Annotated in this window: 20 protein-coding genes; 11 read left to right on the top strand and 9 right to left on the bottom strand. The window is 42.3% G+C overall.

The window, feature by feature from the left end:
- Positions 1-98: 98 nt before the first annotated feature.
- From panC to P2G54_RS02130, 6 genes are all read left to right on the top strand, one after another.
- Entirely contained in the window at positions 99-947 is an 849-nt protein-coding gene (gene panC, locus P2G54_RS02155; RefSeq protein ID WP_345795460.1) for a pantoate--beta-alanine ligase, read from the top strand.
- A gap of 25 nt (positions 948-972) precedes the next feature.
- Complete coding sequence (panD, locus tag P2G54_RS02150; protein WP_275867727.1) at positions 973-1,320, top strand: aspartate 1-decarboxylase; 348 nt, start codon at positions 973-975, stop codon at positions 1,318-1,320.
- Complete coding sequence (locus tag P2G54_RS02145) at positions 1,320-2,324, top strand: lysylphosphatidylglycerol synthase transmembrane domain-containing protein (protein WP_275867725.1); 1,005 nt, start codon at positions 1,320-1,322, stop codon at positions 2,322-2,324. Before panD ends, P2G54_RS02145 begins: the two co-directional genes overlap by 1 nt.
- A 32-nt stretch (positions 2,325-2,356) precedes the next feature.
- Complete coding sequence (locus P2G54_RS02140; RefSeq protein ID WP_275867724.1) at positions 2,357-3,046, top strand: zinc metallopeptidase; 690 nt, start codon at positions 2,357-2,359, stop codon at positions 3,044-3,046.
- 95 nt (positions 3,047-3,141) lie between these two features.
- Positions 3,142-4,281 (top strand): acyl-CoA dehydrogenase, encoded by a 1,140-nt coding sequence (locus P2G54_RS02135; protein ID WP_275867722.1) that lies wholly within the window; start codon positions 3,142-3,144, stop codon positions 4,279-4,281.
- Between the two features lie 137 nt (positions 4,282-4,418).
- The gene (locus P2G54_RS02130; RefSeq protein WP_275867721.1) at positions 4,419-5,345 is read left to right on the top strand and encodes an AraC family transcriptional regulator; all 927 of its coding nucleotides are present in this window, start codon (positions 4,419-4,421) and stop codon (positions 5,343-5,345) included.
- Here P2G54_RS02130 and P2G54_RS02125 read toward each other — a convergent pair.
- The 4 genes from P2G54_RS02125 to P2G54_RS02110 all read right to left on the bottom strand — a co-directional run bounded on the left by P2G54_RS02125 (position 5,331) and on the right by P2G54_RS02110 (position 7,483).
- Entirely contained in the window at positions 5,331-6,110 is a 780-nt protein-coding gene (locus P2G54_RS02125) for a geranylgeranylglyceryl/heptaprenylglyceryl phosphate synthase (protein ID WP_275867719.1), read from the bottom strand. The two genes, P2G54_RS02130 and P2G54_RS02125, sit on opposite strands and share 15 nt — an antisense overlap.
- Complete coding sequence (locus P2G54_RS02120) at positions 6,082-6,465, bottom strand: hypothetical protein (protein ID WP_275867718.1); 384 nt, start codon at positions 6,463-6,465, stop codon at positions 6,082-6,084. Before P2G54_RS02120 ends, P2G54_RS02125 begins: the two co-directional genes overlap by 29 nt.
- Positions 6,449-6,820: a phage holin family protein gene (locus P2G54_RS02115; protein ID WP_275867716.1), complete on the bottom strand. Its 372-nt coding sequence runs from the start codon at positions 6,818-6,820 to the stop codon at positions 6,449-6,451. Before P2G54_RS02115 ends, P2G54_RS02120 begins: the two co-directional genes overlap by 17 nt.
- A gap of 63 nt (positions 6,821-6,883) precedes the next feature.
- The gene (locus P2G54_RS02110; RefSeq protein WP_275867714.1) at positions 6,884-7,483 is read right to left on the bottom strand and encodes a YkgJ family cysteine cluster protein; all 600 of its coding nucleotides are present in this window, start codon (positions 7,481-7,483) and stop codon (positions 6,884-6,886) included.
- Between the two features lie 173 nt (positions 7,484-7,656).
- Between P2G54_RS02110 and P2G54_RS02105 the strand changes: the two genes are divergently transcribed.
- The 3 genes from P2G54_RS02105 to guaB all read left to right on the top strand — a co-directional run bounded on the left by P2G54_RS02105 (position 7,657) and on the right by guaB (position 10,958).
- Positions 7,657-8,379 carry a TIGR00730 family Rossman fold protein gene (locus P2G54_RS02105; RefSeq protein WP_275867712.1) on the top strand — a complete coding sequence of 241 codons (723 nt, stop codon included), beginning with the start codon at positions 7,657-7,659 and terminating at the stop codon, positions 8,377-8,379.
- Positions 8,379-9,311 (top strand): lytic transglycosylase domain-containing protein, encoded by a 933-nt coding sequence (locus P2G54_RS02100; RefSeq protein ID WP_275867711.1) that lies wholly within the window; start codon positions 8,379-8,381, stop codon positions 9,309-9,311. The genes P2G54_RS02105 and P2G54_RS02100 overlap by 1 nt, the downstream gene beginning before the upstream one ends.
- A 168-nt stretch (positions 9,312-9,479) precedes the next feature.
- Positions 9,480-10,958 carry an IMP dehydrogenase gene (gene guaB, locus P2G54_RS02095; protein WP_275867708.1) on the top strand — a complete coding sequence of 493 codons (1,479 nt, stop codon included), beginning with the start codon at positions 9,480-9,482 and terminating at the stop codon, positions 10,956-10,958.
- 34 nt (positions 10,959-10,992) lie between these two features.
- Here guaB and P2G54_RS02090 read toward each other — a convergent pair whose 3' ends face one another.
- The gene (locus P2G54_RS02090; protein ID WP_275867705.1) at positions 10,993-11,472 is read right to left on the bottom strand and encodes a GNAT family N-acetyltransferase; all 480 of its coding nucleotides are present in this window, start codon (positions 11,470-11,472) and stop codon (positions 10,993-10,995) included.
- Between the two features lie 75 nt (positions 11,473-11,547).
- Here P2G54_RS02090 and P2G54_RS02085 point away from each other — a divergent pair, with 75 nt between their 5' ends.
- The gene (locus P2G54_RS02085; RefSeq protein WP_275867703.1) at positions 11,548-12,318 is read left to right on the top strand and encodes a type III pantothenate kinase; all 771 of its coding nucleotides are present in this window, start codon (positions 11,548-11,550) and stop codon (positions 12,316-12,318) included.
- On the opposite strand, the gene P2G54_RS02080 is transcribed toward P2G54_RS02085, so the two are convergent.
- Entirely contained in the window at positions 12,304-12,978 is a 675-nt protein-coding gene (locus P2G54_RS02080) for a peptidoglycan DD-metalloendopeptidase family protein (protein ID WP_275867701.1), read from the bottom strand. The genes P2G54_RS02085 and P2G54_RS02080 overlap by 15 nt on opposite strands.
- A 97-nt stretch (positions 12,979-13,075) precedes the next feature.
- Between P2G54_RS02080 and P2G54_RS02075 the strand changes: the two genes are divergently transcribed.
- Entirely contained in the window at positions 13,076-14,029 is a 954-nt protein-coding gene (locus P2G54_RS02075; protein WP_275867699.1) for a pyridoxal-phosphate dependent enzyme, read from the top strand.
- 7 nt (positions 14,030-14,036) lie between these two features.
- Here P2G54_RS02075 and P2G54_RS02070 read toward each other — a convergent pair whose 3' ends face one another.
- From P2G54_RS02070 to P2G54_RS02060, 3 genes are read right to left on the bottom strand one after another with little or no spacing between them, the layout of a single operon-like run.
- Positions 14,037-14,282, bottom strand: a complete 246-nt coding sequence (locus tag P2G54_RS02070; RefSeq protein ID WP_275867697.1) for an acyl carrier protein — start codon at positions 14,280-14,282, stop codon at positions 14,037-14,039.
- Positions 14,279-15,451, bottom strand: coding sequence for a dihydrolipoamide acetyltransferase family protein (locus tag P2G54_RS02065; RefSeq protein WP_275867695.1), 1,173 nt, complete (start codon positions 15,449-15,451; stop codon positions 14,279-14,281). The genes P2G54_RS02070 and P2G54_RS02065 overlap by 4 nt, the downstream gene beginning before the upstream one ends.
- Positions 15,448-16,425: an alpha-ketoacid dehydrogenase subunit beta gene (locus P2G54_RS02060; protein WP_275867693.1), complete on the bottom strand. Its 978-nt coding sequence runs from the start codon at positions 16,423-16,425 to the stop codon at positions 15,448-15,450. Before P2G54_RS02060 ends, P2G54_RS02065 begins: the two co-directional genes overlap by 4 nt.
- Position 16,426: the final 1 nt, after the last annotated feature.

Below are 16,426 nucleotides of genomic sequence, written 5' to 3'. Positions count from 1 at the left end.
ACAACGGCACAAAGGTAATAAAAAAAGCCTGAAAAGCCTTGTTTTTCTGGATATTAATCTACTTTTGCTACAATTTACCCATTAGACTTCCCTGAGCAGTGCAGCTTATCCATACAGGAGCTGAATGGCAAAAAATCTGGCTTCAGCTTCTTCAATCCAACAAAACAATCGGCCTGGTTCCAACCATGGGCGCTCTTCACCAAGGACATTTGGATCTTGTTAAAAAATGTAAAAAACAATGTGAGGTAAGCGTTGTCTCGATATTCGTCAATCCAACTCAATTCAATAATCCTGAAGATTTCGAAAAGTACCCGATTAGTACTGCAGCAGATGTAGATTTGCTTGAAAAAGAAGGAGTTGATTTTGTGTTCCTACCTTCCGTTGAGACCATGTATCCAACTCAGCCACAACTCAAGGTTGATTTTGGAAGACTGGAAAAAATCCTAGAAGGAGCCTTCAGACCAGGACATTTCAACGGAGTTGGAATTGTTGTATCAAAACTTTTCAACATCATTCGGCCTCATGTTGCATTTTTTGGACAGAAAGACCTTCAGCAAGTAGCCGTCATCAGAAGTCTTGTTCAGGACTTATCCTTTCCCGTCCAGCTCGAAACAGTGTCCACTAGAAGAGAATCCGACGGACTAGCTATGTCTTCCAGAAACAGAAGACTCAGCCCTTTACAAAGAGAAAAAGCCCTTTTACTTTTTCAAAGTCTTATGCTTGCCAAAGAGGAACTTTTAAAAGGGAAATCCTGGAAATCCATTCAGGAAAAAATCCGTGTAAACTTTCAGCATACAGAGGCAGTTCAATTGGAATATGTTGAGCTGGTTCAGACAGAAAGTTTCGATCTTTTGGAGGCATGGCTTCCAAACCTTAACTGTTCTGTTTGCATTGCTGCTTTCATTGGCGAAGTGAGATTGATCGACAACATGCCGATTAATTCTTAATTTTGCGCCCTGAAAAACTAAACCGATGCAAATCCAAATCATGAAATCCAAGATCCACCGGGTGAAAATCACCCAGGCGGAACTTCACTATGTAGGGTCAATTACCATTGACGAAGACTTGATGGACGCTGCAAACCTCATCGAAAACGAAAAAGTCCAAGTCGTCAATGTGAATAATGGCGAACGCCTAGAAACCTATGTAATAAAAGGCGAAAGAGGAAGCGGGCAGATTTGCCTTAATGGACCAGCAGCTCGAAAAGCAGCAGTTGGAGACATAGTAATTATCATCTCCTATGCAGGAATGGATTTCGAGGAAGCAAAAAAATTTAAGCCAGTCGTCATTTTTCCGGATGAAAGAAATAAATTGATTTGATGATTCATTCAAGAATCAAACAAACCATTCAAATTACAGTCTCACTAGGGATTGCTGTTTGGATTTTTTGGTTTTTGTATAAAGACATTGCCATCACAAAACTATTGACACAAATTCGATCCAGTAATTGGTACTGGATTGGTGCTTCCCTGTCAATTGCCCTTTTTGGCTATTGGTTGAGAGGGTGGCGGTGGACTTTGTTGATCCGTCAGGAGGAAGGCAAAAAAGTAAGCTCGGGAGAAGCTTATCATGCTGTCATGGTTGGGTATTTGGCAAATCTGCTAATTCCCCGAGCAGGAGAAGTCGCCCGATGTGGAGTCCTTACAAGAACCAACAGGGTTTCTTTGGGTCACTTGGTCGGAACAGTCCTGGTGGAAAGAAGTATTGACCTGCTGTTTCTCCTTGCCACCATATTACTAGCCTTTTTTGTTGAATCAAACCTGTTTCTAGAGCTTGCAAATCAACTGATTGATCTTCAAACTCTCGGGGAAAAATTGCTTTCGAACCTCCCAATATTTATTGGCGGTATTTTGATCTTTGCAATTTTTCTTTTTTTGCTTTTCAGAAAATACAGGGACCACGGGATTATTCAGAAAGCCCAACATTTTTTCAAGGAAATATATTCAGGATTCAAGGCTATTGGAAGTCTATCCAATCCTGTTGGCTTTTGGGCCAGTTCAGCGGCCATATGGATAATCTATTTCCTGACCATGTTTACAGTATCCCTCGGCATTCCAAGTACTGCCAATTTGTCTTCAGGCGAAATCCTACTGGTGATGGTAATGGGAAGTATTGGCATGGTTGCACCCGTTCAGGGGGGAATTGGAACCTTTCATGCACTGGTGGCCTTTATTTTGATACAATTCGGAATATCGGAAGAAGACGGTAAAATATTCGCAGCCATCATACATGGAACCCAAGTAATTTTAGTACTTGTTGCCGGTTTGACAAGCTGGTTGATTGTAATAAGAAAACCGTCTTGGATTAAACCCGGCAAAGCCTAATTTCGTAACCAACCAAGCAAACAAAATAATTTATGCTATTAATATTAATCGTAGTTGTTTTCGCCATCGCTGGCTTCATAGTCAGCAATCAGCTGAAAAGTAAATTCCGCAAGTATTCGCAAACCGCTCTGGAAGCCAACCTTTCGGGGGCTGAAATTGCCAAGCTCATGTTGGCAGACAATAATATCCATGATGTACAGGTGGTATCTGTTGAAGGTCAATTGACGGACCATTATAATCCATTAACCAAGACTGTAAACCTCAGTCCTGATGTATTTTATGGTAGAAATGCCGCCGCTGCAGCCGTCGCATCCCATGAGTGCGGCCACGCAGTGCAACATGCTACTTCCTATGCATGGCTTAACCTAAGATCCAAACTTGTTCCTTTACAGAACATATCAGGTAAAATCCTCAATTTCGTATTACTAGCTTCCCTATTTGGAGGATTTGCTCTAGGACTTCCTTATGAATTTGTAGGATTCATCGTGGTTGGTGCCTACGGTATTATGACCTTATTTACCCTTGTGACCTTGCCGGTGGAGTTTGACGCATCAAACCGGGCACTTGCATGGGTCCAAAATAGAAATATTGTTACAAGATCAGAGTATGCGATGTCAAGAGATGCTCTAAAATGGGCCGCAATGACTTATGTGGTAGCTGCACTCGCCTCACTGGCAACATTAGCATACTACATATTTGTTTTCTTTGGTAATCGAGATTGATTCAAATCAAAATAAAATTCGGAAAGGGACAGGTTTTTGTCCCTTTTCTTTTTTTAACATAAATTCCCCTTCCGAAATAAACCCAAGAATACGACATGAATTTTCAACTATCAGAAGAACATTTGGCCGTACAGGAGGCCGCTAGAGAATTTGCCCAAACAGAGCTACTTCCCGGGGTAATTGAACGGGATTCTGAAGCAAAATTTCCCAAAGAGCAGGTACAAAAAATGGGAGAATTAGGCTTCATGGGCATGATGGTCGACCCCAAATATAACGGAGGGGGAATGGATACACTTTCCTATGTCATAGCCATGGAGGAACTCTCAAAAGTCGATGCGTCTGCCTCCGTGTGTATGTCTGTCAATAATTCATTGGTCCTTTGGGGATTGGAAAAATACGGAACCGAAGCTCAAAAAGAAAAATACATCCCTCGACTAGCTACGGGTGAAATCTTGGGAGCATTCTGTCTATCAGAACCAGAGGCAGGCTCCGATGCCACATCCCAGCGAACCACCGCCGAACTGAAAGGGGATCATTATCTATTGAACGGCACCAAAAACTGGATTACAAACGGTTCTTCCGCAAGTGTATATTTAGTCATAGCCCAGACCGATGCCAGTAAGGGTCACAAAGGCATTTCTGTTTTTATTGTTGAGAAAGGATGGGATGGATTTGTGATTGGAAAAAAAGAAGACAAATTAGGGATTCGTGGTTCAGACACTCATTCTTTGATGTTTACAGATGTAAAAGTTCCGGTTGAAAACAGAATTGGAGAGGAAGGCTTCGGATTTACTTTTGCAATGGAAACCCTGAATGGAGGTAGAATAGGAATCGCAGCCCAAGCCTTGGGAATTGCTTCTGGAGCCTATGAATTGGCCTTGGCATATTCCAAAGAACGAAAAGCCTTTGGTAAACCTATCAGCCAACATCAAGCAATTCAATTTAAACTAGCAGATATGGCAACTCAAATTGAAGCTGCCCGTCTTTTGGTGTACAAAGCTGCATGGTTAAAAGACCAGGGAGAAGATTATGCACATGCCTCCGCAATGGCTAAATTATATGCATCAGAAGTCGCTATGAATGTCACAATAGAAGCTGTTCAAGTACACGGAGGGTATGGATATGTAAAGGAATATCACGTAGAAAGATTGATGAGAGATGCTAAAATCACTCAGATTTATGAAGGTACTTCCGAAATTCAAAAAATAGTCATATCCAGAGGATTGTTACGATAAGCAAATTTCATTATTCAAAAGGCATTATTCCAATTATATACCTTAATTTTAAAATTAAGGTATTTTTTATTTGATTTTTTAATGTTTATGAATTAGAAAAATCATATTTTTGCATTCAGTTTTTATTCAAAAAAATAATGGAATATTACAACAAGGTAATTGAATCAGTAAATGTTCGCTTTTTACGAGGGTCCAATTATCTAATCGAAAAACCTGTGACCATCAGCAATCACAAGGAGTTCGACAACATGTTGATCCTTCTCCATCATGGAACCTTGAAGTTTGGTGAAGATCAAGAATTGGTCAATGAAGGAGAAATTCTCTTCCTCCCAGGGGAAAAGAAAACGACCCTGACTTTTGGTGGCAGCCCAAAAAAGACTGAAGTCACCATGGATCAGTTTCAGGACAACAAAAAGAAATATCTGCAAAGTATCAGTTTCAAGGATATCAAAAATGCTGAAGATGATTGTATAACAGTCATCAGTTTTGAGTCCAAGGTATTTGATGTAGTCAACTTCTTTAATTCGCTGGATATTCCGGCATTTATTATCCGGTTCAACGACCGGATTGCCATGTTGATTGAAGATTTGGCCAAGGAATTGGAAGTAAGCAATGTAGGAAAAGAGCGAGCTCTGAGAGCTTTGACGGAGGTTTTGGTGATTGAACTTTTGAGGCATATTCTGAAAAACAGATTATTCCTAGAAGAACTCTCCACCAACGCCACCTATTTCAAAGACCCAAGATTGATAGATCTATTCAACTTCATCAAAACCAATTTGGGTGGAGATTTATCCAATAAGGTATTGGCAAAAGTGGCCAATGTTTCTGAAGACTATGTTGGACAGTATTTCAAAATGCTGACTGGAATCAATCCTCAGGATTACATAGAATACCAAAGAATGGAGGCCGCAGTTGAATTGTTGAGAACCACCAAAAAATCCATCAGGGATATTGGTAAGGAAGTAGGCTACAAAGACACTGCTTACTTCTGCCGTAGATTCAAGATGATGTATGGTGTTCCGGCTGGAAAAATGAGAAGAAGAGAGTCCCTAATCAACGTGTAGGGATAAATTATACCAATCTTTATATTTAAGGACCTCAGATAAAAATCCGGGGTCCTTTTCTATTTGGTTACCTACGACGATTAGGTCCGCACCACTTTCAAAAACCTCATTTAATTTTTGGAGATTGTCTATCCCTCCACCTACAATCAAGGGGGAAGAAATGGCCGATCGAATGGCCTGGATGACTTTTGAGGAAACCGTCTTCTCCGCGCCGCTTCCTGCATCTAAAAAACAAAACTTCATCCCCATATAACTTCCCGCTAATGCGGTTGCAACAGCCTCATTTATTTCAGAGTTTGGAATAGGAAGCGTCTGACTAGTTTGGTGCACGCTTTTCAGTTCACCTTCATTTACAAGAAGATATGCTGTCGGAAGCACTTCCAAACCTGACCTTTGAACCTTTGGTGCACCCTTGACCTGCTGACCGATCAGAAATTCAGGATTTCTCCCCGATAAAAGGGACAAAAACAATATGGCGTCTGCGTGGGTTGAAATCTGTAGTTGAGAGCCTGGAAATAGGACAACAGGGATTTTTCCGGCGAGCTTTTTCAAATTGGAAACAGCTTCATCGAAATTATCGGTTTGTAGACTACTCCCACCAACCAAAATCAAATCCAAGCTGCTTTCTGAAACCCAGCCAAAATCTGAAAAGTCAAAGCAACTTGATGTTAGCTTCTCGGGGTCCACTAACCATGCCACTCCCTTTTTTCGGCTCTTTGTTAAAATCCTTAGGAGTTTAGCGACCTTTTCTTGGGCTTTGATCATCTTCAGAAGTTGGCTCCAGCAGATTTTTTAAGTATTTCTCTTTAGCTAATGCAATCCCCAAAATCAGGAGACGCTGACCTAAACTGGGCCAAAATGAGGATCTTTTTGGCTGAGTGATTTTTTCTTCCAATTCCTTATCGAGTAAACCCTCCCTCTCCAAAACCTCCAATGCTTTGTCGGTTTTTTTGTCTTTTCGTTTTTTGGAGAGTTTCACGACAGAGTAGGCAAGTAAGCCTCCAGCCAATATTGCGCCGCCAACCTTTACCCAATCTTCGGAATCTTTTTTCAGTAATTCGAGCTGCTTCTGGAGCGTTTGTTCCAACTCCTGCGCTTTATTCTCAAGCTCCTTGCTCATCGTCTTCTTTCTTTTCTTCAGATTTTCTAAAAATAAAACTCTTCATTCCTACCTGAACCTTGTTTTGAATACTCAAGGAATCCCTGAAAAGGTATAAGATCAAAAGAAATACTATGTAAAGAAACCCTACAATTAAAAAGCCCATAAAAGGAGACCCAAAATACGTGCTTAATAAAAATGCAAGTGCAAGACTAAAGAACAAAAAAGCCAACAAAAACAAAACCCCCATGGCCATAAGCAAAACTACACGGGATACAATCCCAAGCATTTGATCCTGGATTTCATTTTTAACCAGGTCTATTCTGGTTTCTATCAGACTTTTTACGGTCTGTACGATTTCCCCAACATTGAGCATATAAGAAATTGATTGCTGTTTGAAACGAATACTAATATACTCGAAATGCCAGCACCAAAAAAATCAGGTTTCAGGGTTCATCTCCCCTTCTTCATAAAACTTAAACCTAAGCACCAGTTCCAAAGCTCTTCGGATGGCTTCATTGATCACATATTCATCACAAAGGGATTCATCAATTTCCCTGAGTTGGGTGTAATAGGATACGGCCATGGGAATATCCAAACCCTCATTAATCCGCTCACTGGCGACCATAAATTCCCCACTTTTCTCTTCTTTTAAAACCTTACAGGTGATGAGTTCTTTTCTACCGAATTTGTTCCTTCTGGCAGAAGTACCAAATACACGGCAGATCATCCCCCTATTCCTATAATTGCTACAAAAGCCTTTTTTGCCGTCTTCAGATTGAGGACGGTAAAGGATGCAATTGGAAGGTTCTGGATTTGCCTCCAAAATCCTGATGCTCGCTTCTGCAAGGCCCTTTTCATACAGATCAAAGGCCAAGGGTAAAAACTCCAGCGGGGATGCAGAAATTTTGGGATTAGAGCAGCAAAACCCACAACCATTGATACAGCTTAAGCCTCCTTCAGAAACATATTTTTTTGCCTCTGACTCAAGGGTCCCAAACAAGTCCAAAACGGCCTGAGATTTTTTTGCGAGATTCATCTCTTATGTCAAATAATTCGCAAATTTAATTGAGGAGCCGCTCGTTGATTCATTTCTAAAAAGATTTTTTTACTTTGATTATCAATAGGTTAAATCGATCTATTTTTAATACTGCCAAATTATCGGACCGATTCTGGCCAACGATCGTTTTCTTTAAACAAATACCCTGAAAAATGAGTGAGAAAGTAAAAAACAAGGAAGAGGAAAAAATCCGTAAAGCATTCAAAGAAAGAGATTGGTCTGAAATTAAAAGTTCAGATTCCTGGGCAATTTTCAAAATTATGGCTGAGTTTGTGGAAGGTTTTGAAAAGCTCGCCAAAATCGGCCCATGCGTTACAATCTTCGGGTCAGCCAGGACTTCCCGAGATCATGAACATTACAAAACCGCCGAAGAAATCGCGGCCAAACTCGTCCGGCACGGATATGGGGTGATCACGGGCGGTGGTCCGGGTATCATGGAAGCGGGTAACAAAGGAGCTCATTCCGAAGGAGGAAAATCCGTAGGCTTAAATATCGAACTCCCTTTTGAGCAATACCACAATATTTATATTGATCGGGACAAACTAATCTCATTCGATTACTTCTTCGTTCGAAAGGTGATGTTTGTCCGGTATTCCCAAGGCTTCGTGGTTTTACCCGGAGGATTTGGTACAATGGACGAACTATTCGAGGCACTTACCTTGATCCAAACCAATAAAATCGGCCGATTCCCAATTGTTTTGGTAGGAAAGTCCTACTGGGGAGGAATGGTGGAGTGGATTAAAAAGACCCTCCTCGAACATCAATACATAAAGGAAGAAGATCTTGAGCTTTTTGCATTGGTGGACAATGCCACGGAAGCAGTCAAAGTAATAGATGACTTCTACACCAAATACCTACTTAGTCCTAATTTCTGATGAAAAAATTCCAGCCTGTAATTCACTTTTCTCTTACCGTCCTTTGTTTGGTATTGATCGGATTTTTATGGTTCAAACCATCTCAATCCCCTCAGGCTATACCCTTTTCCCCTTCCGTATCGAACCAACCCATGAGTCCCTTGGATTCCATCCGGATTTTTGAAATCCCAAAAGATTTGACTTTTGCTGGAGAAAAAGTGCCTCTGGAAATACAAGACGTTTTTGAGCGCTTGGAAAGGGAAATCTATGTGAATGCATATTGGCAGTCGAATATGATTTTGCTAATGAAACGCTCAGGAAAATACCTAGAGGAAATCGAAGAGATTCTTCGCCAAAACGAGGTTCCTGAAGATTTAAAATACTTGGCAATAGCCGAATCCGGTTTGATGAATGTAGCTTCCCCTGCTGGAGCAAAGGGTTTTTGGCAGTTTATGGAATCTACAGGAAAAGAATATGGACTTGAAATCAACCGGGATGTGGACGAGCGATACCATTTCCAAAAATCAACGGTTGCTGCAACAAAATACCTGAAAAAGGCCCACGAAAAATTCGGGAATTGGACAGCTGTAGCTGCAAGTTACAATATGGGTCAAAATGGATTTTCAAGAAGACAGCAGGAACAGTTGCAGGATGATTACTACCACCTCCTTCTCAATGAGGAAACCAGCCGCTACATGTTCCGCATCCTAGCCTTCAAGGTGATATTTGAAAACCCACAGAACTTCGGCTTTTCATTGAGAGAATCAGATTATTATCAAACCCCTCCTCTAAAAACCATTCAGGTCAATGCTGATATCAAAAATTTAGCTGAATGGGCAAAAAGTCATGGCTCATCCTACAAAGACCTTAAACTCTACAACCCTTGGCTAAGAGACAAAAACCTCAATGTAAGAAGAGGAAAAACCTATGAGTTGATCCTTCCGGAATACTAAAACACCCTGCCCGTAGCTTTTTAGAGAATTATGGTTTTTAGAATCTTATTCCAAAATCAGAAGGAAAAATCGAAGATTTCAATACTATTTTTTAAACTCTTATAATTTCAATGAATTTTGTTTGTAACTTTGACGGGCAAATAGGGTTACCTACAACCAATATTTGCCATGAATCGAAACTCCGAAAAGTTCCTCTACGAAGCACTCACTTATGATGATGTGCTCCTTGTTCCGGGTTATTCCGAAGTGCTTCCACGCGATACCAACACTTCCACCCAGCTCACCAAAAAAATCAGACTAAACATCCCTCTTGTTTCCGCTGCTATGGACACGGTAACAGAGGCTGAGTTGGCTATAGCCATAGCACTTGAAGGAGGCTTGGGCTTTATTCACAAGAATATGTCCATTGAAAATCAGGCCGCCCAAGTTCGTAAAGTAAAGCGTTCCCAAGCCGGTATGATTTTAGACCCGATTACTTTGCATATCGAAGCCAAAGTACGGGATGCAGAACATATCATGAGGGAGTATCACATCGGAGGTATCCCGGTAGTTGATGAAAACCGTGTCCTCAAAGGGATCATCACTAACAGAGACCTGAGATTTATCAAAGATCCTTCCCGTCCTATCAAGGAAATCATGACCACTGAAAACCTTATAACAGCAAAAGCTGGGGTTTCATTGGAGCAGGCAGAGGAAATTCTTCAAGAATATAAAATCGAAAAACTTCCAATTGTAGATGAGGAAAACAAGCTAACCGGTTTGATTACCTACAAGGATATCCTTAAAAGAAAAGACAAGCCTAATGCTTGTAAGGACGAATATGGAAGATTGAGAGTGGGAGCGGCAGTTGGTGTGACCGCTGATATCGTGGAACGCGTTGAGGCGTTGAAAAGTGCCGGTGTGGACGTAGTATCCATCGATACAGCCCATGGCCACTCCCGTGGAGTGATTGATACCTGTAAAAAAATCAAAGACGCTTTCCCGGACTTAGAGGTGATTGTAGGAAATATCGCAACTCCTGAGGCGGCCATTGCTTTGGCAGAAGCTGGAGCAGATGCGGTTAAAGTCGGAGTTGGACCGGGATCTATCTGTACCACCAGAGTAATTGCGGGTGTAGGTGTCCCTCAGCTTTCAGCAGTATTTGAATGTGCTGAAGCCCTCAAAACCCGAAACGTTCCAGTTATTGCAGATGGTGGAATCCGATATTCAGGAGACTTGGTTAAAGCCATCGCTGCCGGAGCAAGTTCCATCATGATCGGATCTTTGTTGGCCGGTACTGAGGAAGCTCCAGGGGAAATGATCATTTTCGAAGGAAGAAAGTTCAAAACCTACCGTGGAATGGGCTCTTTGGAAGCCATGGAATCAGGTTCCAAAGACCGTTACTTCCAGGATGCAGAAGACAATATCAAGAAATTGGTGCCAGAAGGTATCGTAGGTAGAGTTCCTTACAAAGGCCTAGTAGCAGAAGTTCTATATCAACTTGTAGGGGGACTGCAAGCTGGTATGGGCTATTGTGGTACAGGAACAGTTGAAGACCTTCAAAAGAACGGAAGATTTGTAAAAATCACTGCCGCAGGGGTCAAAGAATCCCATCCGCATGATGTATCCGTCACTCGTGAGGCTCCAAACTACAGCTTGAAGTCCTAAACATAAAAACCCGGCCAATTGGCCGGGTTTTCTTTTACTTATTTAGCAATTTTTTGATCTCATAATCCTGCAGGTGGGCATTCAGCCATCCTGCCTCAAGATCGGCTCCATATTTTTTGTAGAAATTAATCGCAGGCTCATTCCAGTCCAGCACTTGCCACATCATACCTGTACAATTGGCTTCCAGGGATTTTTCCATTACACGGTCAAAAAGCATCTTACCGGCTCCATTTCCCCTTTCTGATTCAGTCACAACAATATCCTCCAAATACAGTCTTTTTCCTTTCCAAGTGCTGTATCGATAGTAATAGATCGCAATCCCAATGATGTCTCCATTACTTTCTTTTTCACAGACAAAAAACCCATAAACCGGATGAGGCCCAAAACCATCAACTTTCATCATTTCCACCGTGTTGGTAACCTGCTCTGGAGCCTTTTCATACAAGGCCAATTCTTTAATCAATTCGAGTGCACGGGGTAGATCTTCTATTTTTCCTTCTCTGAGTGAATACATATTACGATTATGTCAAGGGGTTAATTTGGTTTTTCCTTTACGGAAAGCCTAAATTAGTCAAAACCTGATAAACACATGTTTTTAGCTATTGATGCCGGTAATTCCAATGTGGTTTTTGCGCTTTTTGACGAAAAAAGCAACAAATGGACGAATCAGTTCCGTCTGGAAACCAAAACGCCCAAGCTGATTTCCCAACTTGGGAAAAAGGTCCCTCTTTATTTTTTGGAGCATGGTATCCAACCATCAGAAATCAAAGTCATAGGTTTCAGCTCAGTCGTTCCTGAAATCAATTCATTGATCAATCAGTTTTGCGAAAATTACTTCGGCATTACCCCGTATATAATTTCCCCGAAGAGTTACGCGAAACTCCCCATCAAGCCAACCCGGCCCAATGAAATTGGAACTGACTTGGTCTGTAATGTGATGGCGGCTTTTTCCCGTTACCAAAACGCAGTAATTATTGTGGATTTCGGAACAGCCTTGACCTTTACTGTTGTGGATGATCGGGGAAAGATTTTGGGAGTAAATATTGTCCCCGGACTAAAAACTGCCATTAAGGCCTTGTTTATGAATACCGCCAAACTCCCTGAAGTGGAACTCAAACTTCCTGAATCAGCTATCGGAAAAAACACTTCGCATGCCATTCAAGCAGGCCTATTGTATGGGTATACCGGGCTGGTAAAGGGTATGATTGAAATTATTGAAAAGGAAGCCAACCTGAATTTCCGAATTGTTGCTACCGGAGGATTATCCGCAATTTTGACCACTTTAGAGAAAGAGTTTGATGAAGTCGATAAAAATCTCACACTTGAGGGACTTCGCCTGATCACTTTAGCTAACAGTTGAGTCGAATTTCAGGAAGACATTCGGATCGGGGCAGAGTGCCTTGAACTTTTCCAGATCTCTTTCGGAAGCTACTCCGGGGAAATCCCCAAAATTACCGTTCATGTCCAGCATCAATTGAAAATGCAAATGAGGGGGCCAATCCCCGTTCTCAGGAAAAGGTCCGACATGACAAAATACCTCCCCTGCTTTCAACTCCTTCCCCACATGGAGGCTGACTAAGTCAGATTTTTGCAAATGTCCATAAAGAGAGAAAAGCTTTTGTCCTTTCACTTCATGCTCCAAGATGATGGTTGGACCATAATTTCCAAACCCTAAATTATCCTGAAAACTGTGGATTTTCCCATCTAAAGGGACATAAACCGGACTCCCTGCTTTGGTCCAGATATCAACGCCCAAATGGATATTCCGAAAATCCTCCTCAGCTGTCGCAAAAACGGCAGACCTACTGTAAATCGCTCTTTTTTCAAGGTAACCACCTATTCCGAATTCCTTTCCGGCATTTGCCAGTTGCTCAAATACAAAGCAATCAAAGACTTGTGTATTCCCTAAGTCCACAGATTCCAAGGCCTTGTTTGAAGGAGAGAAATCCAGCTCAAGGGTATTATTCTTATCCAGCTTTTTTCCCATGATGGGAAAAACATCCAAATCTAACCAATCCATTCCCGAAGAAAGCTTTTTTTGGTCTATTGAAAAAGTGAGGGAAATTTTATTCGTCCAGGGGCTGTATTTTTAATTCTCAGTACCTAATTTTCACCTTATGAATATGCCGCATTTTCCTACGCTGAACGATATCCGCTTTGCCTTGATAAGAATCAAGCCGTTCATCAATCGAACTCCGATAATGACCTCCTCAGCCATTAATGGGATCGCCGGTTGTGAAATTTGGTTCAAATGTGAAAATTTTCAGAAGGTAGGAGCTTTCAAGGCAAGAGGTGCAGCAAATGCGGTAATGAAATTGCCCGATGAGGACAAGGTCAAAGGTGTAGCCACTCACAGCAGTGGGAATCATGCAGCAGCATTGGCAAGAGCTGCCTCCGTATTGGGAATACCGTCCTATATCGTGATGCCTTCAAATGCGCCCGAAATCAAGAAGAAAGCCGTCAAGGGCTATGGGGGTGAAATCATAGAGTGTGAACCCAACCTCAAATCCCGGGAAACCACCCTGGAAGAAGTTGTCAAAAAAACAGGGGCCACCTTTATCCCTCCCTATGATTATTTGGATGTCATCGAAGGCCAGGCAACTTGTGCCCTGGAATTTCTGGAAGACCAGCCAAATCTAGATATTCTGATGGCTCCGGTGGGAGGGGGAGGTTTACTTGGGGGAACTGCCCTGCTAGCCCATTATTGGGATTCTGAACTTATAGTGATTGGAGCAGAACCTGCAGGTGCCGATGATGCCTATAAATCTTTTCACGCAGGACATATTATTCCCCAAACCAATCCCAAAACCATAGCTGACGGGCTACTTACATCCCTTGGCAACTTGAACTTTGAATTGATCCAGCATTATGTAGATGATATCCTTATCGCCACCGAAGACCAAATTGTAGAAGCCATGCGTTTGGTCTATGAACGAATGAAAATCGTAATCGAACCTTCCAGCGCTGTTCCTTTGGCAGCTCTTTTGGCAAGAAAAGAACAGTTTGCCGGGAAAAGGGTAGGCATTATTCTTTCAGGAGGAAATGTGGATTTGTCAAAATTGCCATTTTGAAAGTACATCAACCAACCTTGCTAGAAAGATACTCTAGCAGGGATTTCAAGCTTCTGGTTTTTCCATAATCTTCCTCCGGAATATCGATATCCAGTTTTTCACACAATGCCACGATAAACTGAAGGGCGTCATAGGAGTCTATGTTGAGAGCTTCCCGGATACTTTCATCTGGCATGAGTTGGCTTGGCTCCGTTTCTGGTGCGATATTTTTTAGCAATTGAAAAACTGTATTCTTAAGTTCCTCTTGATTCATAAGTTTTCTGGATTTTGAAGGTATTTAGTAAGGGCTCCTAAAAATCTGCTCCCAATCAGACCATCAGTCGCCCGATGATCTCCTGCAAGAGTGATGTCCATGACGGGGTGTATTCCCAACATCCCATTTACAGCGAATGCCTGTTCACTGATCCCACCAAATCCAGCAATTCCAACTTGGGGTGGGTAAATGATCCCGTAAACTTTGTCTGCTCCTCCTTCACCTATACTGCTGATGGTAAATGTAGATTCACTCAGCTCAGAACTCCTCAAGCGAAAAGCTCTTGCTCTTGGTATGATGTCATTGATGGCGTCCATGATTTCGTCAACCGTCTTTGAATCCGCCTGAAGAATACTGGGTACCACTATCCCTCCGGAGCGAAGAGAAACCACAAAGCCTATATTTATTTCATTTTTACGAACCAGTCCATTATCCCAGACGGCATTCAGATCAGGAACTTCATCCAAAGCTTTGGCAACTGCTTTAATATAGACAGCAAGGGGTAAAAGGCGCTTTTGTACAGGTCTGTTTTTATTGGCTTCCCTCAGCCATTCCAATGTATTGGACATATCCACTCTTTTTTCAAGGTAATAGTGGGGGATTTCACGGTTTGACCGACTCATTGCTGCCGCCACAGCCATTCGTATCGATTCAACGGAAGGAGGAACAGGTTTTAAATCTATTGGCTCCGCCTCTTCCTTGCCCTTTTTGGAAACAGCCTTTTCTATATCTGCTTTTACAATCGCTCCTTCTGGACCAGTCCCTTTCAATTGGGTAATATCCACATGATTTTCCTCTGCGATTTTTCTGGCAAGAGGAGAAATTTTAATCCGCTCCTTAGTGGATTTTGGTAATTCGGAAGGCTTTGCTTCCTCAATTGGATGGAGATCAACTGAAGTCACAGGAAGCTCCTCCTCTTCTTTTTCATGTCCTTTAACTGGTCGGATCAATGCCAAAACAGTCCCTACAGGCACTTTTTCTCCTTCCTGAACCAACAGCTTTTCCAAGGTCCCTTCAGAAAAAACCTCTATTTCTATCAGGCCCTTTTGGGTATCCACATCTGCAATGATATCTCCTCTTTGAAGAAAGTCTCCGGGTTGCTTTCTCCATTCGGCAAGTGTGCCGTCCTTCATATCGGCACCCAAACTTGGCATTTTAAAGCGAATCATGATCGGAGCATTTTTTTGACTTTATCGGCTATATCCATGGGCTGCGGCAAAGCTGCAGTTTCCAGGTGCTTTGGATAAGGCATGGGAACCTCCACTCCACAAAGCCTTTCAACAGGCAAATCCAATTCGAAAAACCCCTTTTCCATGATTCTGGCGCTTACTTCGGAAGATATGGATACAGACCTCCATGCGTCCTCCACCACTAATGCTCTGTGGGTTTTTGAAATGGATTCCAATATGCTCTCTTCATCCATTGGCCGCAACACCCTTAAATCAAGCACTTCTGCATCTATCCCATCTTCAGCCAAAAGTGCTGCTGCCTCCAGGCATTTATAGACTCCTGTGCCATAGGTGATCAGAGAAATGTCATTCCCGGATCTTCTTACTTTCGCTTTGGAAATATCCACTTCTCCAGAATTCTCAGGAATTTCTCCTTCCATATTGAGCATGGAGGTGTATTCGAACAAAATAACAGGATCCGGACTTTTCAAAGCTGTCAGTACCATTCCTCTGGCATCTTCATGCACTCCTACCGAAAGGACTATCAATCCTGGAACATGCGCATAAAAAGGTTCCCAGCTGTGAGAATGCTGAGCAGCCAACTGACTCCCAATCCCACAACCCATGCGAATCACTACCGACACATTTACCTGTCCGCCGGACATATGCAAAAGAGTGGAAGCATTGTTGATTATCTGATCCATGGCGAGAAGGCTGAAATTGACCGTCATCACTTCTACTATGGGCTTCATGCCTCCCAGGGCAGCCCCTATCCCAGCACCTGTAAATCCCGATTCGGAAAGCGGCACGTCCATAATTCGATCTGGACCGAACTCCTCCAAAAACCCCTTACTTACCGCAAAAGCACCTCCATACCTCCCCACATCTTCTCCCATTAAGAAGACCTTTTCATCCGTTTGAAGCGCCTCCCTTAAAGCCTGTTTCAAAGCTTCTCGATAGGTTATTTTTATCATT

This window comes from Algoriphagus sp. CAU 1675, assembly GCF_029222925.1.
GTDB lineage: Bacteria > Bacteroidota > Bacteroidia > Cytophagales > Cyclobacteriaceae > Algoriphagus.
Note: the sequence above shows the minus strand (reverse complement) of the source record. Positions and strands in the feature narration are given on the sequence as shown.